Raw genomic sequence first — 23,030 nt, forward strand, 5'->3', positions numbered from 1 at the left:
CGCGAAAGCGGTGTATCAGTTGAAAATGGTCTGCCTGACACCACGCCTTCGCGAGCAAGCCCGCTCCCACAGGGGGGGTGTCGGTGTGCCCGGCGATCTGCTGCGGTGCCGCGTCGCATTGATTTTTTGATTCTTTAGTCAAATTTTTGTAACTGGTTGTTTGCCGGACGCTCAGAAACCTTTAAAGTTAACCTTTCGGTCAGCTTTGCACTGTCAACACGCCCTTTGTTTAGCCAAGAAGGGCTTCTGCAAGACTCGAGATTCCCAGTAGATAACCAGAAGGGCGGACACATAACCGCCCAGAGGATGATCCATGTCCAACCGTGATATATCCCGGCGCTCGTTCCTCCAGGGCGGGCTGGTGGCGGGTGTGAGCGTCACGCTCACTCCGCTCAGCAGTCAGGCGCTGGCTGCCTTGATGGAAAACAGCGTCACCGTGCCGTCCGAGAAGTGGCTCGGCAACAACGGCAAGGCACGCCAACGTAACGACGCCCTGTCCAAGGTCTGCGGCAACAAAGTATTTGCCCGCGACATTCGCTCCAAGGACATGCCGGGCTGGCCTGAACAGCAAGGCCACGCCATGTTGCTGAAAACCATCAAGGCCGACCGAATCTACGAAGGCTACGACCTGTCGTGGCTGGGTGCCGACCTGCAACCTGACCGCATTGTCACAGCGGCCGATCTGGACAAGGACGGCATCGTGTTCCCTGAAGAACACGCGCCAGACCCTTTGCTGCCGGAAGGCAAAGTGCCGATGTTCATCGGCCACCCGGTGGCGATCCTGATCTGGAACGATTTCGAGCGTTTCCGTCAGGCCAAGAACAAACTCAAATTCAATGACAAGGCGATTCGTTACGGTGCACAAGTGCCGTACTACGAAGGCGACCCTTATGGCAGCTTCCGCTACGTGCGCGTGGGCGGCGCGACCTCGGCCGACGAAGACGAATTCGCCAGCCTGAAAGACTCGATTCTGTTCCCGATGCTGAAAAACCGGCGTCCGGTGTGGAATTCCCAGCCGAACCTGCACGGCAACCTGACCGAGCGCGGCCTGTTCTACGCCGACCGCATGAAAAAAGAGATCGATACGCCGCCGGACAACTGGCTGGTGTTCGACGAGCGCTACAAAACCCCGTCGATCGAACCGGCCGCCATGGAGCCGGACAACGGCAACGGCTGGTACGACCCGAAAACCAAGACCCTGCACTTCGTGGTCGCCACTCAGTGCCCGCTGGAAGCGGCGACCGAGACCGCGAAAATGATCGCGCCATCGCGCTTCGGCCTGGCAAACCTGAACATGCACCCGGGTTACACCGTGGGCTACGGTTCCAAAGACCACAACATCTTCGTCTACTACGCGGCCCTCGCTGCGCTGTACGGCGCCGGTGTACCGATCCGTCTGGCCAACGACCGCTATGAGCAGTTCCAGAGCGGCATCAAGCGTCACCCGTTCGACATCCGCTATCAGCTCGCAGTGGACAAGAACGACTACAGCTTCAAGATTTTCCGTGCCGAGATGAGCGTCGACGGTGGTGGCCGTATCAACTACAGCCCGTCGGTAGCGGCAGTCGGTGCCACGGCAGCGCAGTCGATCTATTACATGCCGCAGAACGATCTGCAGGTCACCGCTTATCACTCGCGTGGTGTTGAAGCGGGTTCGATGCGCGGTTACGGCACCCTGCAAAGCATGGCCTCGACCGAAATGATGGTCGACGAAATCGCCAACCGCCTCGGCGTTGACGCGATTGATCTGCGTCGCAAGAACGCCTTGCGTTCGGGCATGAAAAACACCCAGGGCGCGATCCCGGCGGGTGCTCTGCGCCTGCACGAGATTCTCGACAAGGCCTCGGTGCACGAAGTCTGGAAAAACCGCGACGCGATCAAGAAACAGCGCGAAGCTGCCGACCCGGACAACTGGTACGGCGTGGGTTTTGCCATTTGCCAGAAAGACTTCGGCACTGGCTCCGAAGCGCCGATGGCCAGCATCGAATTCACTGCTGAAGGTCGCATCACTCTGCGTCACATCGGTATTGAAATCGGCACTGGCATGTCCACTTCGCAGGCGCTGGTGGTGGCCGATTTCCTTGGCAGCCCGGCGCACGACGTGAAGACCGGCGAAACCGAATGGAAGGAAATGCAGCTGATCACCAGCGGCAACCCTTACATCATGAGCCAGGCCGAACAGGACAACCTGCTGCGCAACCCGCGTTGGGTCGGCAAGCTGGCCTCGGCGTCGTCCGCGACCAACTCGGCCTACTACTTCAGTCACGCCACCCGTGAAGCGGCGCGCGTGCTGTTCAACAACGGTTTGTGGCCGGCGGCCATGGAAATCTGGCGTCAGGGCCCTTACGGCGGTCAAGCCAACCCTTACGTGGTGCGTCGTGAAGATGCGCATTGGGTCGATGGCAAGCTCACTGCCAATGGCATGCAGCCATTGAGCTTCGAAGAGCTGGCCAAGCGCGCTCACGAACGTGGTCTGGTCACCGGCGCCACCGTTCACGCGTTCAACCGCTGGAGCTGGGCCGAGGCCGAATACAGCATCGACGGCGTGCGCGAGCGTCTGCCGCTCGACGGTCTGGCAGTGAAGTACGGCGATGGCGCGCCGAAAGCGAAGATAGCGCTGATGAGCACGGCGGGTTTCCACCTGCTGGATCGCCAGAACATCAACTACCCGGTGGTCCAGTTGAACAACGCGGCGGTTACTTACTACAGCCCGGTGGCGACGCTGGTAGAGCTCAAGGTCAACAAAGGCTCGGCGGAAGTCGAGGTGCTCAACCACCATTCGTGGGTCGAGTGCGGTCGGGTGCTGGTCGAAGAACTGGTCAAGGGCCAGCTCGAAGGCGGGATTGCCATGGGCATCGGTCACGCGCTGATGGAAGAGATGCCGCTGTACGAAGGCGGGCCGGGGGAGGGTGACTGGAACTTCAACCGTTATCGCCTGCCGATGGCCCGTCACGTGGCGGTGTGGAAGCAGACTGCGGAGATTCTGCCGCCGCTGTCGCCTAGCGATCCGTCCAAAGGCATCGCCGAAGTGGTGATGATCCCGGTGGTCGGTGCCATCGGTAACGCCGTGGCGCATGCCATCGGTAAACGTGTTCGCGATCTGCCAATCACTGCTGCGCGCATCAAGGAGGCCCTCAATGGCTAACCGTCCGCTTCAACTGACCCTCAATGGTCAATCCGTCGGCCCGGTGGACATCCCTGATGACCTGCCGATGATCGACTATCTGCACGAATACAAGAACCTCACCGGTTCGCGCCTGGGCTGCGGCCAGGGCATCTGCCACGCCTGCGTGGTGATCGTCGACAACCCGGACGGCACCAGCGAAGAAGTGCGCACCTGCATCACTGGCGCGCATTACTTCGAAGGCAAGAAAGTCCGCACCATCGAAAGTCACGCCAAGCGTGATGAGAGTGGCCAGGTCACTGAGCTGAACCCGATCCAGCAGCGTTTCGTCGACGAATTCGCCTTCCAGTGCAGCTACTGCGCGCCGGGCTTCGTCAACGCCGCGACGGTGCTGGTGGAGAAGCTGCAGCGCCAGCCGATCGTCAAAAGCCAACTGGAAAAAGTCATCGAGGACAGCCTCGGCCACCACATCTGCCGTTGCACCGGGTACGTGCGTTACTACAACGCCACGCGCAACGTGCTGACCGATCTCGGCCTGGTCAAGGAGGGTTGAGCATGAAGCATCTATTGACCCGCCTGACCCTGGCGGTCGGGCTGGCTGCGCCGGTGTTGTTTGCTCACGCTGATGATCAGGTCAAGCGCGGCGAATATCTTGCTCGCGCCGCCGACTGCATGGCGTGCCACACCGCGCCTGGCGGCGCGCCGTTTGCCGGCGGGCTGCCGATCGTCTCGCCATTCGGCACGATCTACGGCACCAACATCACCCCGAGCAAAGCGCACGGCATCGGCTTGTACAGCGATGACGAATTCTTCGCTGCGCTGACCGAAGGCAAGCGTCGCGACAGGGCGAATCTGTATCCGGCGATGCCGTACACCTCGTATCACCTGGTTCCGCGGGAAGACTCGGATGCGATTCACGCGTATCTGAAAACCATCGAGCCGATCGAGCGCGCCGCGCCGGTCACGAGTCTGAGCTTTCCGTTCAACGTGCGTCCGGGCCTGATCGGCTGGAACATGCTGTACGGCAAGGCCTTGAAGCTGGAATCTGCCGAAGGCAAAAGCGCAGCCTGGAAGCGCGGCCAGTACATGGTCGAAGTGCTCGGTCACTGCGGCGAATGCCACACGCCACGCGGCCTGCCGGGCGCGATGCAACTGGACAAGCGCCTGACTGGCGGCATCCTCAACGGGTATCTGGCACCGAGCCTGCTCGCCACCGATCTGGCGGCGCGCGGCTGGAATCAGCAGGATCTGAGCACGTTCCTCAAGCACGGCATGAGCGCCCAGGGCACGATGTTCAACGAGATGTTCCCGGTGTTCCACAACAGCACTCAGGGTCTGAACGATCAGGATCTGGCGGCGATGGCGACGTTCCTGCTTGGCGACAAGCCGCCAGCGGCGAAAGAGCTGACTGAAGTGTCGCTGGACAAACTCAGCCCGAGTGCGCAACGCGGCCGTCAGGAATATTTGAACGTCTGCGCCGGTTGTCATGCCGCCGGTGGTGAAGGCAAACCGCACATCGCCGTGGCCATGCGCGGCAATACCACGCTGCGCCTGGAAGATCCGCGCAACCTGGTGCGGGTGATCGAGGACGGTATCGGTGAGCAGAAATTCGCCGGGTTCGAACACATGCAACCGATGCCGGGTTTCGCCGACAAGCTCAAACCTGAGCAACTGACTGATCTGCTGAACTACCTGCGTCAAGGCTGGGGCGGTCAATCGGCTGAACTGGCGGTGAGCGACGTGCAGAAACTGCAGGCTGACGCTCCGGCCGTCGAGCACAAGGCGCACTGACATGCAGCATCTCGATCTACAGGTTGTGCGGCGGGCACTGGAGTGGTCGGTAGCGGGGCAGCGCATTTGGCTCTGCACCGTGCTGACCACTTACGGCTCGGCGCCGCGTGCACCGGGTTCGCTGCTGGCGGTGAACGATAGAGGCCAGTGGATCGGCTCGCTGTCCGGTGGCTGTGTTGAGGAAGACTTTCTCGAGCGCGTCGCTGAAGGTGCGTTTCTCGATGCGGTCAACGTGGTGCGTTACGGCGAAGGTGATGATCCGCGCTCGCGGGTCAGCCTGCCCTGTGGCGGCATTCTCGACGTACTGGTAGAGAAATTTGACGCCGACTGCGAGGTGCAGGCGCATCTGCGTGAACTCGAATCGGCATTGCTCGGCCAGCGCCGTTTGATTCGCGAGGTCGATCTGGCCAGCGGTGCGCGCAGTCTGTTCACTGATCGCGAGCAGGGTGCGCGCATCGAGCGCGAGATTGATCGGGTGCGGATTCGCGTCGGTGCCGCCCAGCGCTTGCTGCTGGCGGGTTACTCCAGCGTGGCGCAGGCCTGTGCCGAGTTCGCGGTGGGTCTGGGTTTCGAAGTGATTCTCTGCGATCCACGTGATGAAGTGCTCGAAGGCGTGGTGCTGAATGGCGTGGAGATTCGTCGGCAACTGCCTTCGGTGTTCATCGCCGATGGCGGCTGTCATCGCGATACCGCGGTAGTGGCGCTGACCCATGATCCGCGCATCGACGATCTGGCGATGATGGAGGCGGTGCGCACCGAGGCGTTTTACATTGGCGTCATGGGCTCGCAGCAGACTTCGCAGAAACGCTTCGAGCGCCTGCGCAGGATTGGTGGGCTGGGGGAGGTCGAGCTGGCGCGGATTCATGCGCCGATCGGCCTGAACCTGGGCAGCAAAACACCGGCGGAGATCGCTTTGGCGGTGCTGGCGGATATCTTGCGGATTCGTAGCGGAATTGCCCGAGACCAGCTCTGATCTGAATTCTGCAAATATTTGTGGCGAGGGAGCTTGCTCCCGCTGGACTGCGCAGCAGGCCTTCTTTTTTGGATAAAAGAGGGGCTGCTTCGCGACCCGGTGGGAGCAAGCTCCCTCGCCACAGTTGTTTGCCAGTCAAGAAAACTGATCAGAAGCCCAGCTTGTCACGCAACCCGTAATACCACGCACCCAATGCCGCAAACGGCGTGCGCAGCAACTGCCCGCCGGGGAACGGGTAATGCGGCAGATCGGCAAACGCATCAAAACGCTCGGCCTGACCGCGCAACGCCTCGGCCAGTACCTTGCCGGCTAGATGCGTGTAAGTCACGCCGTGGCCGCTGCAGCCTTGCGAATAGTAGATGTTGTCGCCCAGGCGCCCAACCTGCGGCAGGCGCGACAGGGTCAGCAGGAAATTGCCCGTCCACGCGTAGTCGATCTTCACGTCCTTCAGTTGCGGGAACGCCTTGAGCATTTTCGGGCGGATGATCGCTTCGATGTTCGCCGGATCCCGCGCACCGTAAACCACGCCGCCGCCGAAGATCAGACGCTTGTCGCCGGTCAGTCGGTAGTAGTCGAGCAGATAGTTGCAGTCTTCGACGCAGTAATCCTGTGGCAGAAGAGATTTCGCCAGCTCATCGCCCAGCGGTTCGGTGGTGATTACCTGGGTGCCGCACGGCATCGATTTCGCCGCCAGTTCCGGTACCAGATTGCCGAGATAGGCGTTGCCGGCAACGATGATGAACTTGGCCCTGACCTTGCCTTGCGGCGTGTGCACTACCGGGTTGGCACCACGCTCGATGCGCACGGCTGGCGATTGCTCATAGATGGTGCCGCCGAGGGACTCGACCGCGGCAGCTTCACCGAGCGCCAGGTTCAGCGGATGAATATGGCCCCCGCTCATGTCGAGCATGCCGCCGACGTATTGATCGCACGCCACCACTTCGCGAATGCGGCGCTGATCGAGCAGTTCCAGTTGCGTGTGGCCAAAGCGCTCCCACAGGCGCTTCTGCGACTCCAGGTGACCCATCTGCTTGGCGGAGAGGGCGGCGAACACGCCGCCGTCCTTCAGGTCGCACTGGATGTTGTACTTGGCCACGCGCTCCCGAATGATCCGTCCGCCTTCGAAGGCCATCTGCCCGAGCAGTTGCGCCTGCTTCGGGCCAACGGTGCGCTCGATGACGTCGATGTCACGGCTATAGCTGTTGACGATCTGCCCGCCATTACGCCCCGATGCACCGAAGCCGACCTTGGCTGCTTCCAGCACCGTCACGCGAAAACCGTTCTCCAACAGAAACAACGCCGAGGACAGCCCGGTATACCCGGCGCCGATCACACAGACATCCGTCTCCACATCATCCTGCAAGGCCGGACGTGGCGGTACGGCATTGGCCGACGCAGCGTAATAAGACTCTGGGTAAGGGGTGTTCGCCATCCTGCGCCTCTGTTTAATATATTTTACGAGTGCGTCGATCCTACCCGAGTTGAAAAACCTCCGCCAGCCACCGGAAAAATCTTCTCTACTGGCCCGAAATTAAATATTTTGCATATTCATAGGGTTAGGTGAAAAAAAGGTGTTGACACCCCTCCGGAATTCCGTAGAATGCCGCCTCACAGCAGGCACGTAGCTCAGTTGGTTAGAGCACCACCTTGACATGGTGGGGGTCGTTGGTTCGAGTCCAATCGCGCCTACCAAACAAAATCCGCTCTGCTGGGCGGTCTAGAAGGGCTCACCGAAAGGTGGGCCCTTTTTTGTTGTCTGCGATTTGCAAAACTTTTGCAAAGCTTTTTCAAAACCCCCACCTCAGCGCACCTCTCGACACTGCATCTCTTCCGTTACCCAAGCGCTTAGCGTGTTTCGAAATAACACGACCTGCTGATATGGCGTTCTGTTCTTTTTTTGGATCCGTCTAAAAAGTGTGGATATTGAAGGGGTTACCGGTATTTTTAACCGACCGGTTATCAAAAAAATGTTGTTGCTGGTCGTGAAGTTCAGTAACATCTGCCCCGCGTTCACCACCACGGTTTATGCATTTTTAAATCCCAAGCTTCCATCAGCTGCTTGGGATTTTTTTTGCCTGCGATTTGGCGAATCCGTTTCTGTCTCTCTGTTTCCTGCGCGAAGCTTTCCAGCCCCATTGCTGTGTGCGGGCGCAACCGGCTTTTTTCGACTACTACTGACTGGCGTTTTCCAGGGCTTTCTCAAAGGAGTTCGTCGATGCTGGTTCACTGGCTTCTCGCCGCAATTCATCTCTTGGCTTTTGCACTGGGCTTCTGGGCCGTGTTGACCCGTGGCACGGCGTTCAGTCGTCTGGCCGCTGGCGTCGGTGAGGCCAAGCGGGTTTTGCTCGCTGATAATCTGTGGGGGATTGCTGCGCTGGTGCTACTGGTGACCGGTGGCATGCGCGCCTTCGGTGGCTTTGAAAAGGGCACTGACTACTATCTGCACCAGCCGCTGTTTCATTTGAAGATGACGTTGTTCGTGCTGATTCTGCTGACAGAGCTGGCGCCGATGATCACGCTGGTCAAATGGCGGATCGCATTGGCGCGGGGCAAGGCGCTCGATACCGGACGTGCAAAGCTGTTCGCGCGGATCAGCCATGTCGAGGCGCTGCTGTTGGTACTGATGATGATTGCAGCTACCGGCATGGCGCGCGGCGTGACGTTCGGCTAGCAGGGAGCAATTCCCTGTGTCCTCTCGGAAATGTCTGACAGCCAGGCTTGGCAGTCGCAGGTAGTATCGCGCTGCTGGAGAAAGGGAGGGGAGCGAATGAAGCGGAGAAGGGATGTGTCAGGCGCCGTGCCCAGTGGACTGGGGAGCGGATGGCAATACGGCGCGTGAATCTTTAGCCAGTCTTACGCGAAGGCAAATGGACTGGCTACTGACTGCGGGGTGGCTCAGGGCGTTTGTGGCTTGTCCGGGGCGGTCAGGCCAGCCTGAATGCGCTGATAGATCTCTTCACGGTGCACGGCAACGTTTTTCGGGGCGTTGATGCCGATACGGACTTGCTGACCGCTTACGCCGAGGATGGTGATCGTAATGTCATCACCAATATTTATGCTTTCACCGACTTTGCGGGTGAGTATCAGCATGGTCTTCTCCTTGATTGCTTTGTAGGGCACCTGATTCAGACAGTGCAGAGGTCGGTGGTACGTATAGATTAGTGCGAAGTCTCACGGTTTGGGTGCCTCTTTCTGACGCGCAGATGCGGCATTAATTCCCAGGGCGTAACTATACAGAGGCTGCAATCATCAATCTCGTTGTTTTGTGCCCATTTTGCGGGCCTCGCGAAGTATTTATGAATGTTAAGATCGGCGCTTTGTGATTTTCGAGGAAAGCGTTGTGCGCAAACTGGTCTGGATGGTCGCGGCACTGGCATTGGCGGGATGTGGTGAAGGCAAGAGTGTAGACGTGCAGAAGCCGAAAACGGCAGTCGCGGCCGCACCTGCGGCGGCGTCCGCCCCGCAATGGGACCTCGAAGTACGCGGCGAAACGCCTCAGGCTGTCAGTGACCTGAGTGGCTGGTTGATCGAGCATGCGTTCGTGCCGACCGTGATCAAGGACAGCAGCGGCAAGACGCGGATCCTGATTGGTCCGTTCAACTCCCAGGCCGACGCGCAAGCGCGCAAGGTAGAGGTGGATGCGGCATTGGTGAAGGCCAAGAAGCAGAACGTCGAGTCGGTGATCGTCGAGCATCCGCTCGCGCCGTAAGCAGCACTTTCAGCGGAGCGGCCTAAAGGACATCGCGGGCGATTCGTCTTATACGAGTCAATCACGATTTCCCGAAGGAGCTCCGCATGGCCTCCACCGCTCCCTACAAACTCTTCAATGCGGTTTTGCACCGCAAGACGCTGGTGAGTCCGCACATGATGCGGATCACGCTCGCCGACCCTTCGATAGGTGGCATGGCCACTTGGGCGCCGGATCAGCGGGTCAAATTGTTCTTCCCTGCTGAAGATGGATCGCCTGCAAGTCTTGCGCAGGAGGAGGGCTGGTACGCGCGTTTTCGTTCGATGCTGGCGAGCCGGCGGCCAGCAATGCGCACCTACACCATTCGTCATTTGCGCGCCGAGCAAGGCGAGGTCGATATCGATTTTGTTCTGCATGGCGAAACCGGGCCCGCGTCGCGCTGGGCGCTGCGTGCGCAGCCAGGAGCGTCTATGCAGATTCTCGCTCCTGACAGCGGTTTTTCCGCGCAGGACGCCGGCGGGTTTGAATGGAAACCGCCGCAGCTGCTCAAGGAGGTTTTGCTGGTGGCGGATGCCACGGCATTGCCGGCCGCCATGGGCATTCTTGACGAGTTGGCTGCCATGGCTGAACCGCCTCAGACTCAGGCTTACTTTGAAGTGGACAGCGCACCAGACATGCTCCCGGTGCCGGATTGGCCTGGGCTGTCGGTGCAGTGGCTGGTTCGCGATCAGACGCCAGAAGTAGTGGCTGGGGCGCTGATGGTAGAGGCAGTGCAGCAGGCGTTCCTGCCGGCAGAGGATTCATCGGTCGGGCAAGCTGCCGAACTCGCCGAAGTCGATATCGACAAAGACATTCTCTGGGAGATCGCCAACACGGCCCCTGAAGGTTTTTATGGCTGGATTGCCGGAGAAAGCGCAGCGGTCATGCGTCTGCGCAAATACTTGATCAAGGAGTGCGGTATCTCGCGCGAGTCACTCAATCTGATGGGCTACTGGCGCTACAACAAGGCTGGCAGCTAAAAACAAAAAAGGCCTCGAACATCACGTTCGAGGCCTTTTCTTTTGCGCTGAAGAATCAGCCGCAGGCTTTCAGGTTTACCGGGCCGACAAATTCATTGCCGCGTCCCATCACGCACGCCACGCTCTGATTGCGTTGACGTTCCCAGTCCTGCACTGGATAAGTTTTGTCCCACGCTTCGTACAGTTGCCGATCCTGTTTCGACAGGCGCAAGCCGTACTGCTTGCTCATGTAGAAATAGGTGCGCGCGATCATGCCGCGAATCGACGGGCGCGGCATGACCTTCTTGGCCTTGAAGTCGACCTGGGTCAGGCACGAGCCGTACTGCCCGGATTGCACCGGCAGCCAGCCATAACTGAAGTTGCTGCGGTCACCGTTGACCTCACCAATGCTCGGCACCAGGTTGTGCAGGTCGGCTTCGGCTTTCTGGTAGCTTGGGTCATAGCGGGTGCAGTTCTTGCGCCCGCCCGACTGCCAGCATTGACGCTGGTGACCGAACTCCCACGCCGGGACGATGTGTTCCCATTCGATGCGTGAAGCACGCTTGGCATTTTTACGTGGTACGTAGCCGCAAGCCTTCAAGTCCACCTTGTTGCCGGTGTACTTGCACCCGCAGTAAAACTCGGTGGACTGCGGTGCATACAGTTTCCAGGCGGCCTTTTTGGCCTCGGTAAAAGTGCGGGGCGCGCCAGCCTGGGCGCCAAAAGCGATGAACAGCAGCAGCAAAGCAAAACAGCGGACACTCATTGAATCAATCTTCCTTCGGCACAACCCAAAAAATCTGCACGCCGCCATCGTCGCGATAGGCGAGTGTGACGTTGTCGTTCTCGTCGATTTCCTCGAGCAGTTGCTCCCATGCATCCACAGGCTCGTCCGGCAGGCGGAAGATCAGTGTGGCTTTGGCTTTTTGTGCGGTAGGGGAATTGATGATTTTCTGAACGCGCATGCCCATGCGTTCGTAAGCGTCAGGAGCATCAGGAGAGGTGGCCACGAGGTTATCCTTATTAAGCTGTACGTGCATACAGTATTTAACTGTAAGCATTTTCGCAACTGCTTAAAATTCAAGAAAATCCTCTGACAGCGCTTTTCCGATTTTGGTGTAGGTCGGGTCGATTATTTTGTATGAAAAAGTCGCGCTCAGCGTAAGTGGCAGCACCACCCGCCGCGCGGGCGAGTGGTGAGCAGGTTGCCCGACTCGAATGGGTCAGGCGAGGGGCAATCAATATTCCCAGAACATCCGTTGCAGCTCTTTGCTGTCGTTGGTTTTGGTCAGGGCGACCATGGCCAGAATGCGGGCCTTTTGCGGGTTCAGGTCGTGAGCGACCACCCAGTCGTACTTGTCGTCAGGTTGTTCGGCGTTACGCAGAACGAAACCACCGGCGTTGACGTGGGAAGAACGGATGATCTGCACGCCGTCTTTACGCAGGGCTTGCAGGGATGGCACAACGCGGGAGGACACCGAACCATTACCGGTACCGGCATGGATGATCGCTTTGGCGCCGGCCTGGGCCAGAGCCTTATAGGCGGTGTCGTCGACGTTGCCGTAGGAGTAGGCGATTTCTACGTCAGGCAGGCTCTTGATGTTCTTGATGTCGAATTCCGAATCCATGGTGTGACGCTTGGCCGGCAAGCGGAACCAGTAGGATTTGCCTTCAACCACCATGCCCAGCGGACCCCAAGGGCTTTTGAACGCCTCGGTCTTGATGTTGATCATTTTGCTGACGTCGCGACCGGACTGGATCTCGTCGTTCATGGTTACCAGCACGCCTTTGCCGTGCGCTTCTTTGCTGCTGGCGACGGCGACGGCGTTGTACAGGTTGAGCATGCCGTCCGCCGACATGGCGGTGCCCGGACGCATCGAGCCGACCACGATGATCGGCTTGTCGGTTTTTTCCACCAGATTCAGGAAGTACGCGGTTTCTTCCAGGGTGTCGGTGCCGTGGGTGATGACGATGCCATCGACGTCTTTGCTGTCGGCCAGCTCGGATACGCGGCGACCCAGTTGCAGCAGGTTGTCGTTGGTGATGCTTTCCGAAGCGATCTGCATGACTTGTTCGCCACGCACGTTCGCCAGTTTGCTCAGTTCGGGGATGCCGGCGATCAATTGTTCAATGCCGACCTTGGCCGCTTGATAGGTGGCGCTGTTGGCTGCGCTGGCGCCGGCACCGGCAATGGTGCCGCCCGTGGCAAGCACCACGACGTTGGCGAGTTTGGTCTGGGTTTCGACTTCTTTTGCCTGAAGGGCAGTGGGCAGGAGCAGGAGTAGGGCCAAAGCGCCCGGAACCAAGGTGTTGAAAGCAGATTTCATTATTTTTCTCTCTAGTAGTGAGACGGTGCTGATGCAGGTTCATCTAGATGCGCCCCGAGCCGATCTGAATGCCCGGGGTGCAGGCTAGGGAGCAGGATCTGTACCAGTGCTACTTTGCTTTAGAGAAATGTTTAACCTGATGATTTATATCAATATTTTGTAATTTGGCGGATTCTTGAGTGAATGGCTTATCCGGGTTTCCGAACAAAGGAAGCTTTCGTGTTCGGTTCACCGAAAGGGACTACGCCTCCTGGCGACCGCAACGGCTTGCCGGTTCAGGTTTTCTGCTAAAGAAACCCGTCAGCAGGCCGATGGCTGTGGAAGGAAACGTTTATTTAGGGAGTTCACATGTCACTGACGATCGGTTTTTCAAATCCCGGTTCAGTCACCATTGGCGGTAAAACCGCAGCGACAATCAATGCAATGAACCAGGCGGAAGCAGATGCGGCCGACGAGGCGCTTGGCGTTGAAAAAGAACCGAGCAATCAAGTTCGCACCGGTGGTCCCGCGCAAGAAGCCAGCAAGGCGGATAGCGCTGACAGCGGCGACAGTCTGAGCGTGACCGTAAAAATGTTGCTCAAGCGCATGCAGGAATTGCAGAAGCAACTGCAGGAGCAGCAACAGCAACTGGCGGCGGCTCAGGCGGCGAGCTATCCGACGCCCGAGGCCAAGTCACAGGCGGTCATGTCCGTTCAGGGGCAGATCGCGCAAACCAGCGGCGCGCTGATGGAAGTCGCAGCGGCGCTGGTCAAGGAAATGTCCAAGGATTCCACCAGCGGCAACCTGGTCAGCACCACGGCCTGAGCGGGTAGGGGCGAATCAGACGATTGCGCCCCGCAATACCACAACGATTTCTGATTGTTGACAAATGTCGGCGGGATTCGCATAGTTCGGTCTACGCAAACGTTTGCGCGGCTTCCCCGGTGCACTGTTATCCGGAAGAGAGCGCTGAAGCTTACGCCAGTGCGAGCGTTGCTCACAATAATCATAAGATCGGAGTGAACCCATGAAGCTGCCATTCGCTGGACGTCTTCTTGCTGTCGCTATGCTGGCTGCCGCAGCCGCCGCACTACCTGTCTCTTCGGCTTTCGCCGAGTCCCCGGAAAAACCTAAAGTCGCACTGGTCATGAAATCCCTGGCCAACGAATTCTTCCTGACCATGGAAGATGGCGCCAAGGCCTACCAGAAAGAACACTCCGCCGACTTCGACCTGATCTCCAACGGCATCAAGGACGAGACCGATACCGCCGGCCAGACCCGCATCGTCGAGCAGATGATTCTGGCCAAGGTCAACGCGCTGGTCATCGCACCGTCCGATTCCAAAGCCATGGTGCCGGTGATCAAGAAAGCCGTCGATGCCGGCATCACTGTGATCAACATCGACAACCAGCTCGATCCGCAGATCGTCAAAAGCAAAAACATCAGCGTGCCATTCGTAGGCCCGGACAACCGCAAAGGTGCGCGTCTGGTCGGCGAATACCTGGCCAAGCAACTGAAGGCCGGTGACGAGGTCGGCATCATCGAAGGCGTGTCCACCACCACCAACGCCCAGCAACGCACCGCAGGCTTCAAGGATGCGATGGAGGCGGCGCAGATCAAGGTTGTCTCCTTGCAATCCGGTGACTGGGAGATCGACAAGGGCAACAAGGTTGCTGCTTCGATTCTCAGCGAATACCCGGATGTGAAAGCGCTGCTGGCGGGTAACGACAGCATGGCCGTTGGCGCTGTTTCCGCTGTGCGTGCTGCCGGCAAGGCGGGCAAGGTACAAGTGGTCGGTTACGACAACATCAATGCGATCAAGCCGATGCTCAAGGATGGTCGCGTACTGGCGACGGCCGATCAGTTCGCTGCCAAGCAGGCCGTGTTCGGTATCGAGACTGCGCTGAAAATCCTCAAGGGCGAAAAAGTCGAGAGCGGCGTCAATGGCGTGATCGAAACGCCAGTCGAGCTGGTCACTAAGTAAGTCTTCCGGCGACACAACGGCGCTCGTCCGTCCGGACGAGCGCATGGAGAGTTTTTTATGTCAGTTTCCGCCCCGAACGCTGTCCTCTCGGTCAGCGGTATCGGTAAGACCTATGCGCAACCGGTGCTCACGGGTATCGACTTGACGCTGATGCGCGGTGAAGTGCTGGCGCTGACCGGCGAGAATGGCGCCGGTAAAAGCACGCTGTCGAAGATCATCGGGGGGCTGGTTACGCCCACCACCGGTCAGATGCAATTCCAGGGCAAGGACTACCGTCCGGGCAGTCGCACCCAGGCTGAAGAGCTTGGCGTGCGCATGGTCATGCAAGAACTCAATCTGCTGCCGACGCTGTCGGTGGCGGAAAACCTGTTTCTCGACAATCTGCCCAGCAATGGCGGCTGGATCAGTCGCAAGCAATTGCGCAAAGCCGCGATCGAGGCCATGGCGCAGGTTGGCCTCGATGCCATTGACCCGGACACCCTGGTCGGCGAACTGGGCATTGGCCATCAACAGATGGTCGAAATCGCACGCAACCTGATCGGCGATTGCCACGTGCTGATCCTCGATGAGCCGACCGCGATGCTCACTGCGCGTGAAGTGGAAATGCTCTTCGAGCAGATCACTCGCTTGCAGGCACGTGGCGTCTCGATCATCTATATCTCGCATCGCCTCGAAGAGCTGGCGCGCGTCGCGCAGCGCATTGCTGTGCTGCGTGATGGCAATCTGGTCTGCGTCGAGCCGATGGCCAACTACAACAGTGAGCAACTGGTCACCTTGATGGTCGGTCGTGAGCTGGGCGAACACATCGACATGGGCCCGCGCAAGATCGGCGCCCCGGCACTGACGGTCCAGGGCCTGACCCGTTCCGACAAGGTGCGCGATGTTTCTTTCGAAGTGCGCGCCGGCGAGATCTTCGGGATTTCCGGGCTGATCGGGGCAGGGCGCACCGAATTGCTGCGACTGATCTTCGGCGCTGATCTGGCCGACAGCGGCACGATTGCTCTGGGTTCGCCGGCGCAGGTGGTCAGTGTGCGTTCGCCGGTTGATGCGGTGAACCATGGCATTGCCTTGATCACCGAAGACCGAAAGGGTGAAGGCCTGCTGCTCAGTCAATCGATCAGCGCCAACATCGCGCTGGGCAACATGCCGGAGATTTCCAGGGCAGGAATCGTCAATGCCAGCGACGAAATTTCCCTGGCGCAGCGTCAGATCGACGCCATGCGCATCCGCAGTTCGAGCCCGACACAATTGGTGTCGGAACTGTCCGGCGGCAATCAGCAAAAAGTGGTGATCGGCCGCTGGCTGGAGCGCGATTGCTCGGTGCTGTTGTTCGACGAGCCGACCCGCGGCATCGATGTCGGTGCCAAGTTCGATATCTACGCCTTGCTGGGCGAGTTGACGCGTCAGGGCAAGGCGCTGGTGGTGGTGTCCAGTGACCTGCGCGAGCTGATGCTGATCTGCGACCGGATCGGTGTGCTGTCGGCAGGGCGTTTGATCGATACCTTCGAGCGCGACAGCTGGACCCAGGATGATTTGCTTGCCGCCGCGTTCGCCGGCTACCAAAAACGTGATGCGTTGCTCAATGAAGCGGCGCCTAGGGATCTCCCATGAAAACTGCATCTTCCGCCGGCAAACGTAGTGGCAATTTCTACGGTCTGGGCACCTATCTGGGCCTGGCCGGGGCCTTGTTGGCGATGGTGGCGCTGTTCTCGATGATGAGCAGCCACTTTCTGTCCTATGACACTTTCAGCACGCTGGCCAACCAGATTCCCGATCTGATGGTGCTGGCGGTGGGCATGACCTTTGTACTGATCATCGGCGGCATTGACCTGTCGGTCGGTTCGGTGCTGGCGCTTGCCGCCTCGACAGTCAGCGTGGCGATTCTCGGTTGGGGCTGGAGCGTATTGCCGGCCGCGTTGCTCGGTATGGCGGTGGCGGCACTGGCGGGTACGGTGACCGGTTCGATCACCGTGGCGTGGCGCATTCCGTCGTTCATCGTTTCGCTCGGTGTGCTGGAAATGGCCCGTGGCCTGGCGTATCAGATGACCGGTTCGCGCACCGCCTACATCGGTGATTCGTTTGCCTGGCTGTCGAACCCGATCGCGTTCGGCATTTCGCCGTCGTTCATCATTGCCTTGCTGGTGATCTTCATCGCGCAAGCGGTGCTGACCCGCACCGTGTTTGGTCGTTACCTGATTGGTATCGGCACCAACGAAGAAGCGGTGCGGCTGGCCGGGATCAATCCAAAACCTTACAAGATTCTGGTGTTCAGCCTGATGGGCCTGCTCGCGGGGATCGCCGCGCTGTTCCAGATTTCCCGTCTGGAAGCGGCAGACCCGAATGCCGGCTCCGGTCTCGAATTGCAAGTGATCGCCGCCGTGGTGATCGGTGGCACCAGTCTGATGGGTGGCCGTGGTTCGGTGATCAGCACCTTTTTCGGTGTGTTGATCATTTCGGTACTGGCCGCCGGTCTGGCGCAGATCGGCGCGACCGAGCCAACCAAACGCATCATCACCGGCGCGGTGATTGTCATCGCGGTAGTGCTCGATACCTATCGCAGCCAGCGCGCCAGTCGACGGGGCTAACAGATGGCAACGATCAAGGATGTGGCGGCGCTCGCGGGGATTTCCTACACCACGGTTTCTCACGTGGTGAACAAGACGCGCCCGGTCAGCCAGGAAGTTCGGTTGAAGGTCGAGGCGGCCATCAAAAGCCTCGACTATGTGCCGAGTGCGGTGGCGCGTTCGCTGAAAGCCAAGACCACTGCGACCATTGGCTTATTGGTGCCGAACAGCCTCAACCCGTATTTTGCCGAGTTGGCACGGGGCATCGAGGATTACTGCGAGCGTAATGGCTACTGCGTGATCCTCTGCAATTCTGACGACAACCCGGAAAAACAGCGCAGCTACTTGCGCGTGCTGCTGGAAAAACGCATCGACGGCCTGATCGTCGCCTCCGCCGGTGGTGACATCGGGCTCGCGCAAGGACTGGCCGGGGTGAAGACGCCAATGGTCATCGTCGACCGCGGGCTGGATGGCGTCGACGCCGACCTGGTGCGCATCGACCATGAGTATGGCGCTTATCTGGCGACGCGGCATCTGCTGGAGCTGGGCCATCGTGACATCGCCACCATCGGTGGTCCGTCGAGCACCAGCGTGGCGCAAATGCGTCAGGCCGGTTTTTGTCGGGCGCTGCAGGAGGCGGGCATCAAGGTGCGGGCCGAGCGCATGCTGGAAAGCGATTTCACCAGCACCGGTGGTTACAACGCGGCGGCGATCCTGCTTGAAAGCAATCCGCCGAGTGCGATCTTCGCCGGTAACGACATGATCGGGATCGGTGTGCTGCGCGCGGCGGCCGAGCGCAATGTCCGCGTGCCAAGCGAGCTGTCGGTGATCGGCTTCGACGATATCCAGATGAGTCGCTACGTGTACCCGGCGCTGACCACCGTTGGCCAGTCGATCCTGCAGTTGGGCGAGATGGCTGCGGAAGTGTTGCTGCGAAGGATTGCTACCCCGAGTCTGGTCACCGATCAACGGATCGTGACCCCGAGTATTGTCTTGCGCGAATCGACTGCGCCGCTGTCCGGCGTATTCACCGAGTACCGCTGAAACCGAATTGACGAGTAGTGATGTATGCCAGCAAATGTAGTGGTTATAGGCAGCCTGAACATGGATCTGGTCACCCGGGCACCACGGCTGCCCAAGGGCGGTGAAACGCTGATCGGTCATTCCTTTGCCACGGTGTCCGGTGGCAAGGGCGCCAATCAGGCAGTCGCTGCTGTGCGCCTGGGTGCGCAGGTGGCGATGGTCGGCTGTGTTGGCAACGATGACTACGGCGTGCAATTGCGTGACGCATTGCTGGCTGAACAGATCGATTGTCAGGCGGTGAGCACGGTTGAAGATTCCAGTGGCGTGGCGCTGATCGTGGTCGATGACAACAGTCAGAACGCCATCGTGATCGTTGCTGGCGCCAACGGTGCAATGACCCCGGCAGTGATCGACCGTTTTGATGCGGTGCTGCAAGCGGCCGACGTGATTATCTGCCAGCTCGAGATCCCGGATGCAACGGTAGGGCATGCGCTCAAGCGTGCACGTGCGTTGGGCAAGACGGTGATCCTCAATCCGGCGCCGGCCAGTCGTCCGTTGCCGGCAGACTGGTTTGCCGCCATCGACTACCTGATCCCCAACGAAAGTGAAGCATCCGCGTTGAGCGGGTTGCCGGTCGATTCGCTGCAAAGCGCAGAAAGCGCTGCCAACCAGTTGATCGCAATGGGCGCGGGCAAGGTCATCATTACCCTCGGTGCGCAAGGTTCACTGTTTGCCAATGGCAAAGGTTTCGAGCACTTCCCGGCGCCAAAGGTGCAGGCGGTCGATACCACCGCCGCGGGCGATACCTTCGTCGGCGGTTTTGCTGCGGCGCTCGCCAGTGGCAAATCCGAGGCCGAGGCGATCCGGTACGGGCAAGTCGCGGCAGCGCTGTCTGTGACCAGGGCCGGCGCACAACCTTCCATTCCAACCATGTCCGACGTACAGGCGTTCAAACCCGCATGAAAAAGACTCCTCTGCTCAACGTCGCGTTGTCGCGGCTGATCGCCTCCCTGGGCCATGGTGACATGGTGGTCATCGGTGACGCCGGACTGCCGGTGCCACCGGGTGTTGAATTGATTGATCTGGCGCTGACCCACGGCGTTCCGGATTTTGTCAGTACCCTGAAAGTCGTGCTCAGCGAGATGCAGGTGGAAAGCCATGTGCTGGCCAACGAAATCCTCGACAAGCAGCCGACCGCCCTGGTCGCGCTGGACGAGTTGCAGGAAGAGGGTGCCCTCGGTCGGCGCGAGCTGCTGACGCATGAGCAATTCAAGGTTCTCAGCCGACAGGCGCGGGCGATTGTTCGTACAGGCGAATGTCAGCCGTACTGCAACATCGTGCTGGTGGCCGGGGTAACGTTCTAATCGGGTTTCCGACCCTTTCATTTTCATCAGCACAAGGAATGCGCCATGCACCGCTATGCTCAAAAACTCCACCAATTGCTTCGGAGTCTGCTGCTTTTGTCTTTTATTACCGCCACCGGCGCTCAGGCTGCTGAAAAGATCGACCTGATCATCGACACCGACCCTGGCGCCGACGACGTAGTCGCCTTGCTGTTCGCCCTGGCTTCGCCGGACGAACTGAGCATTCGTGCACTGACCACCGTGGCTGGCAACGTGCGCCTCGACAAGACATCGCGCAACGCGCGCCTGGCTCGCGAATGGGCAGGGCGCGAAGACGTTCCGGTGTATGCCGGTGCGCCGAAACCGCTGATGCGTACGCCGATCTACGCCGAGAACATCCATGGCAAGGAAGGCCTGTCGGGTGTCACCGTGCATGAGCCGAAAAAAGGCCTGGCCGAAGGCAATGCGGTCAACTACCTCATCGACACCCTGAAAAAAGCCAAGCCGCACAGCATCACCATCGCCATGCTTGGCCCGCAAACCAATCTGGCGCTGGCGCTGATCCAGGAGCCGGAGATCGTCAATGGCATCAAGGAAGTGGTGATCATGGGCGGTGCGCACTTCAATGGCGGCAACATCACCCCGGTGGCCGAATTCAACCTGTTCGCCGACCCGCAAGCGGCGGAAGTGGTACTCAAGAGCGGCGTGAAACTGACCTACCTGCCGCTGGACGTGACCCACAAGATCCTCACCAGCGACGCACGCCTGAAACAGATCGCTGCACTGAACAACAACGCAAGCAAGATTGTTGGCGACATCCTCAACGAGTACATCAAGGGTGACATGGAGCACTACGGCATCCCGGGCGGCCCGGTGCACGACGCTACCGTTATCGCTTACCTGCTCAAGCCTGAGCTGTTCACCGGTCGTTCGGTGAACGTTGTGGTGGATAGTCGCGAAGGTCCGACTTTTGGCCAGACCATCGTTGACTGGTATGACGGTCTGAAGGCGCCGAAGAACGCCTTCTGGGTGGAAAATGGGGATGCTCAAGGCTTCTTCGATCTGCTGACCGAGCGTCTGAAGCGCTTGAAGTAAGGCTGTGACCCGCAGGTGCCAGCCTGCGGGTTTTTATTTTCTCTCGGTGTCCTGCGTGTTCTCGCCGTCATGCTGGTACCGCTCGAACACCTGGTCGATAAACGTTTGTGCGCCCTGGGTTCCCATCGTCTTGACCAGCAGATCGATGCTGATCAACGCCAGCTCCTCCGCACTGCCCGGGCTGTACGAGCTGTGCCCCTTCGGCCAATGAACCTTGATGTCGGCGGAGATGCTTACGGTGTTCATGAGTGCGCTCGAAAAGTCGGGAATGTCTGAAAGCGAGTTAACCACTTTGTCGGGCGTTTGGCACTGCGACTTAGGCATGAGCGCGGCGCTATGCGACACTTGGTCTTTTCCGGCTGATCCAAGGAATGTGCTGTGCAGATCGATTTGAACACCCCCGACGGCCTGACACTCGACGCTGTGCGCCAGTTGCTGGCGTCGGCCAGCGATGATGTGCACACGCAGCTGCGCGTGACCAAGAGTGGAATTGCCTATATTTCTTCCGGTGTGACCGGCGGGCAGGATATTGATGGCCTGCTGTTTCGCCTGGAGACCTGGGCCAAGGGGTCGGGGTATGTCGGCAAGGTCGCGGCCAGTGATGAAGTCTGGGTGATGCAGATTTTCAATGCGCTGAAAGACAACTGGCCGAATCCGCCGCACGATTACATCGACGTCTATTGAGCTTCATTAATATTCGGTGACGATTGCGTGAGGATGCGATGCGCGCACTTCAGGCAGACTCAGCGTTTTTCCGGGTCGTGGGGAAGGGGGATGGCACCGGCTGTGAAACCAAACGCCGAATTGGCGGTCGCACGATCTCAGCTTAACCATTTGAAAAAAGGAGGCTTCATGCCTTTGAAGTTCGCGTCTCTGGGTGCACTTATGGCCGTTGCCATGTTGGCCGGTTGCAGCACAACCTCCAGCGAGTCGGCAAAGGATCCTGTGGCGACCGATGCCGGTCATAGCCGCTGTGAAGCAAAGGCAGCGGAGTTTGCCATCGGTAAAAAGGCTTCGCCGGAACTGCTCGATCAGGCTCGTGCCAAGGCTGGCGCGCAAAACGCCCGCTTCCTCAAGCCAACCGACATGATCACTCTGGAGTACCGTTCCGATCGCCTGAATCTGAACACCGACAACAACCTGGTGGTCACTCGCGTCAACTGCGGCTGATCGCAGACCGCTTTTGTTGCAGGCATAAAAAACCCCGTCACATGGACGGGGTTTTTTTAGTGCGCCAGGAAATTACTCTGGGCGAACTTGTGCAGCTTGCATACCCTTTTGGCCTTTCTCAGCCACGAAAGAGACGGTCTGGCCTTCTTTCAGGCTTTTGAAACCGTCGGATTCGATAGCTTTGAAGTGTACGAACAGGTCGTCACCGCCACCTTGAGGAGTGATGAAGCCGAAGCCTTTTTCATCGTTGAACCATTTAACGGTGCCGGTTTGGCGATTAGACATGGTGTATCTCCAAGAAACATATATTTTCAGTAGTACTGTGCTGCTCAGGCCAACTGGGCACACCGGAGTATCATAGTCGAAATGTTCGCTTTGGTAGCCCCCCGGACGTGCTGTTTGCTTTCATATTGCATTGATTTCAACCTCTCAAATGTCTGCAAGCCCCGGTTTCAGTGGCTTTCAGCCGAGTGAAGAGGGTGTAAAAAAAGCTATAAAACCTGCGTAAATTATCGATTTCGGGGTCTTTTTGGCGGTTTTCAGCCTGCTGGACGCCCGAAAAAACATTCGTCAGCGCTTATTTCTGCACGCGGCAAACCGAGATTTCTTTCAAGGCTCGCTGACCCAATTCACCACTTGGCGGGGTGTTCTTGTCCATCAGTTGCGCGATCTCTTGCGTGGTGAATTTCTTTTCCAGAACGTCGGCACCGCAAGCGCAATGTTTATTGGCTTCGGCCGGATTGACGCTCTTGCTGGCTGCGGCGGTGCAGTCGTTCATGTATTGGGCTTTGACGCCGGCAGGCCAGGCCGCGTTGGCGCTCAGCGGCAGCAGCAGGGCCAGCGGGGCCGCGAAAGCAAAAAGTCGGATAAGGCGCATGTCGGAAACTCCTTGGGTTGATATCGGCGACGATTCTCAGCTTATTTGAGGCAAAGCGTATATCCCAAGTTCACTTCGCGCCGCAAAAATGCGC

At 58.9% G+C, this 23,030-nt stretch carries 25 protein-coding genes and 1 tRNA gene; 18 read left to right on the top strand and 8 right to left on the bottom strand.

The window, feature by feature from the left end; translation table 11 throughout:
* Window positions 1-313: 313 nt before the first annotated feature.
* From QMX91_RS12555 to QMX91_RS12570, 4 genes are read left to right on the top strand one after another with little or no spacing between them, the layout of a single operon-like run.
* A complete protein-coding gene (locus QMX91_RS12555) occupies window positions 314-3,145 on the top strand; it encodes a xanthine dehydrogenase family protein molybdopterin-binding subunit (protein WP_282412791.1) in 2,832 nt (943 codons plus the stop codon).
* On the top strand, window positions 3,138-3,677 hold the full coding sequence (locus tag QMX91_RS12560) for a (2Fe-2S)-binding protein (protein WP_003226408.1): 540 nt from the start codon (window positions 3,138-3,140) through the stop codon (window positions 3,675-3,677). The genes QMX91_RS12555 and QMX91_RS12560 overlap by 8 nt, the downstream gene beginning before the upstream one ends.
* Before the next feature lie 2 nt (window positions 3,678-3,679).
* Window positions 3,680-4,915, top strand: a complete 1,236-nt coding sequence (locus tag QMX91_RS12565; protein WP_282412792.1) for a cytochrome c — start codon at window positions 3,680-3,682, stop codon at window positions 4,913-4,915.
* Between the two features lies 1 nt (window position 4,916).
* On the top strand, window positions 4,917-5,888 hold the full coding sequence (locus QMX91_RS12570; RefSeq protein ID WP_134786866.1) for an XdhC family protein: 972 nt from the start codon (window positions 4,917-4,919) through the stop codon (window positions 5,886-5,888).
* 148 nt (window positions 5,889-6,036) lie between these two features.
* On the opposite strand, the gene QMX91_RS12575 is transcribed toward QMX91_RS12570, so the two are convergent.
* Entirely contained in the window at window positions 6,037-7,320 is a 1,284-nt protein-coding gene (locus tag QMX91_RS12575) for an FAD-binding oxidoreductase (RefSeq protein ID WP_134786865.1), read from the bottom strand.
* Between the two features lie 183 nt (window positions 7,321-7,503).
* Here QMX91_RS12575 and QMX91_RS12580 point away from each other — a divergent pair.
* Window positions 7,504-7,580 (top strand) — tRNA-Val (locus QMX91_RS12580).
* A gap of 523 nt (window positions 7,581-8,103) precedes the next feature.
* Complete coding sequence (locus QMX91_RS12585; RefSeq protein WP_098964639.1) at window positions 8,104-8,559, top strand: DUF2214 family protein; 456 nt, start codon at window positions 8,104-8,106, stop codon at window positions 8,557-8,559.
* A 224-nt stretch (window positions 8,560-8,783) separates the two neighbouring features.
* Here QMX91_RS12585 and csrA read toward each other — a convergent pair whose 3' ends face one another.
* Window positions 8,784-8,978, bottom strand: a complete 195-nt coding sequence (gene csrA, locus QMX91_RS12590) for a carbon storage regulator CsrA (RefSeq protein ID WP_003179932.1) — start codon at window positions 8,976-8,978, stop codon at window positions 8,784-8,786.
* Between the two features lie 250 nt (window positions 8,979-9,228).
* On the opposite strand from csrA, the gene QMX91_RS12595 reads away from it, so the two are divergent.
* The gene (locus QMX91_RS12595; protein WP_047293271.1) at window positions 9,229-9,597 is read left to right on the top strand and encodes a sporulation protein; all 369 of its coding nucleotides are present in this window, start codon (window positions 9,229-9,231) and stop codon (window positions 9,595-9,597) included.
* A gap of 86 nt (window positions 9,598-9,683) precedes the next feature.
* A complete protein-coding gene (locus tag QMX91_RS12600) occupies window positions 9,684-10,595 on the top strand; it encodes a siderophore-interacting protein (protein WP_098964638.1) in 912 nt (303 codons plus the stop codon).
* A gap of 55 nt (window positions 10,596-10,650) precedes the next feature.
* On the opposite strand, the gene QMX91_RS12605 is transcribed toward QMX91_RS12600, so the two are convergent.
* The 3 genes from QMX91_RS12605 to QMX91_RS12615 form a co-directional block, all read right to left on the bottom strand.
* Window positions 10,651-11,340: an endonuclease I family protein gene (locus QMX91_RS12605; protein ID WP_003226397.1), complete on the bottom strand. Its 690-nt coding sequence runs from the start codon at window positions 11,338-11,340 to the stop codon at window positions 10,651-10,653.
* A 4-nt stretch (window positions 11,341-11,344) separates the two neighbouring features.
* Window positions 11,345-11,635, bottom strand: coding sequence for a DUF1654 domain-containing protein (locus tag QMX91_RS12610; RefSeq protein WP_282412793.1), 291 nt, complete (start codon window positions 11,633-11,635; stop codon window positions 11,345-11,347).
* Between the two features lie 177 nt (window positions 11,636-11,812).
* Window positions 11,813-12,901, bottom strand: coding sequence for an asparaginase (locus QMX91_RS12615; protein WP_027611548.1), 1,089 nt, complete (start codon window positions 12,899-12,901; stop codon window positions 11,813-11,815).
* Between the two features lie 348 nt (window positions 12,902-13,249).
* Here QMX91_RS12615 and QMX91_RS12620 point away from each other — a divergent pair, with 348 nt between their 5' ends.
* The 8 genes from QMX91_RS12620 to QMX91_RS12655 all read left to right on the top strand — a co-directional run bounded on the left by QMX91_RS12620 (window position 13,250) and on the right by QMX91_RS12655 (window position 20,889).
* Entirely contained in the window at window positions 13,250-13,705 is a 456-nt protein-coding gene (locus tag QMX91_RS12620) for a hypothetical protein (RefSeq protein WP_027611549.1), read from the top strand.
* A gap of 202 nt (window positions 13,706-13,907) precedes the next feature.
* Entirely contained in the window at window positions 13,908-14,864 is a 957-nt protein-coding gene (locus QMX91_RS12625) for a sugar ABC transporter substrate-binding protein (RefSeq protein WP_098964634.1), read from the top strand.
* A 57-nt stretch (window positions 14,865-14,921) separates the two neighbouring features.
* Window positions 14,922-16,475, top strand: coding sequence for a sugar ABC transporter ATP-binding protein (locus QMX91_RS12630; protein WP_282412794.1), 1,554 nt, complete (start codon window positions 14,922-14,924; stop codon window positions 16,473-16,475).
* Window positions 16,472-17,449: an ABC transporter permease gene (locus QMX91_RS12635; protein ID WP_007961238.1), complete on the top strand. Its 978-nt coding sequence runs from the start codon at window positions 16,472-16,474 to the stop codon at window positions 17,447-17,449. Before QMX91_RS12630 ends, QMX91_RS12635 begins: the two co-directional genes overlap by 4 nt.
* 3 nt (window positions 17,450-17,452) lie before the next feature.
* The gene (locus QMX91_RS12640) at window positions 17,453-18,472 is read left to right on the top strand and encodes a LacI family DNA-binding transcriptional regulator (protein WP_027611551.1); all 1,020 of its coding nucleotides are present in this window, start codon (window positions 17,453-17,455) and stop codon (window positions 18,470-18,472) included.
* Window positions 18,473-18,496: 24 nt separating this feature from the next.
* Window positions 18,497-19,414, top strand: a complete 918-nt coding sequence (rbsK, locus tag QMX91_RS12645; protein ID WP_282412795.1) for a ribokinase — start codon at window positions 18,497-18,499, stop codon at window positions 19,412-19,414.
* Window positions 19,411-19,815, top strand: coding sequence for a D-ribose pyranase (rbsD, locus tag QMX91_RS12650; RefSeq protein ID WP_098964629.1), 405 nt, complete (start codon window positions 19,411-19,413; stop codon window positions 19,813-19,815). The genes rbsK and rbsD overlap by 4 nt, the downstream gene beginning before the upstream one ends.
* Before the next feature lie 45 nt (window positions 19,816-19,860).
* Window positions 19,861-20,889: a nucleoside hydrolase gene (locus QMX91_RS12655; RefSeq protein WP_098964628.1), complete on the top strand. Its 1,029-nt coding sequence runs from the start codon at window positions 19,861-19,863 to the stop codon at window positions 20,887-20,889.
* Between the two features lie 33 nt (window positions 20,890-20,922).
* On the opposite strand, the gene QMX91_RS12660 is transcribed toward QMX91_RS12655, so the two are convergent.
* Window positions 20,923-21,135 carry a hypothetical protein gene (locus QMX91_RS12660; protein WP_225135642.1) on the bottom strand — a complete coding sequence of 71 codons (213 nt, stop codon included), beginning with the start codon at window positions 21,133-21,135 and terminating at the stop codon, window positions 20,923-20,925.
* A gap of 132 nt (window positions 21,136-21,267) precedes the next feature.
* Between QMX91_RS12660 and QMX91_RS12665 the strand changes: the two genes are divergently transcribed.
* Together QMX91_RS12665 and QMX91_RS12670 are read left to right on the top strand one after the other, a co-directional pair.
* Complete coding sequence (locus QMX91_RS12665) at window positions 21,268-21,573, top strand: hypothetical protein (RefSeq protein WP_098964626.1); 306 nt, start codon at window positions 21,268-21,270, stop codon at window positions 21,571-21,573.
* 168 nt (window positions 21,574-21,741) lie between these two features.
* Complete coding sequence (locus QMX91_RS12670; protein ID WP_007961248.1) at window positions 21,742-22,059, top strand: I78 family peptidase inhibitor; 318 nt, start codon at window positions 21,742-21,744, stop codon at window positions 22,057-22,059.
* A 72-nt stretch (window positions 22,060-22,131) separates the two neighbouring features.
* Here the strand turns inward: QMX91_RS12670 and QMX91_RS12675 are convergent, their stop codons facing one another.
* Entirely contained in the window at window positions 22,132-22,344 is a 213-nt protein-coding gene (locus tag QMX91_RS12675; RefSeq protein WP_003179963.1) for a cold-shock protein, read from the bottom strand.
* 292 nt (window positions 22,345-22,636) lie between these two features.
* Entirely contained in the window at window positions 22,637-22,936 is a 300-nt protein-coding gene (locus QMX91_RS12680) for a hypothetical protein (RefSeq protein WP_003226370.1), read from the bottom strand.
* Window positions 22,937-23,030 lie beyond the last annotated feature (94 nt).

This window comes from Pseudomonas sp. PS01299 (assembly GCF_029960145.1).
In the GTDB taxonomy this organism is placed as follows: domain Bacteria; phylum Pseudomonadota; class Gammaproteobacteria; order Pseudomonadales; family Pseudomonadaceae; genus Aquipseudomonas; species Aquipseudomonas putida_A.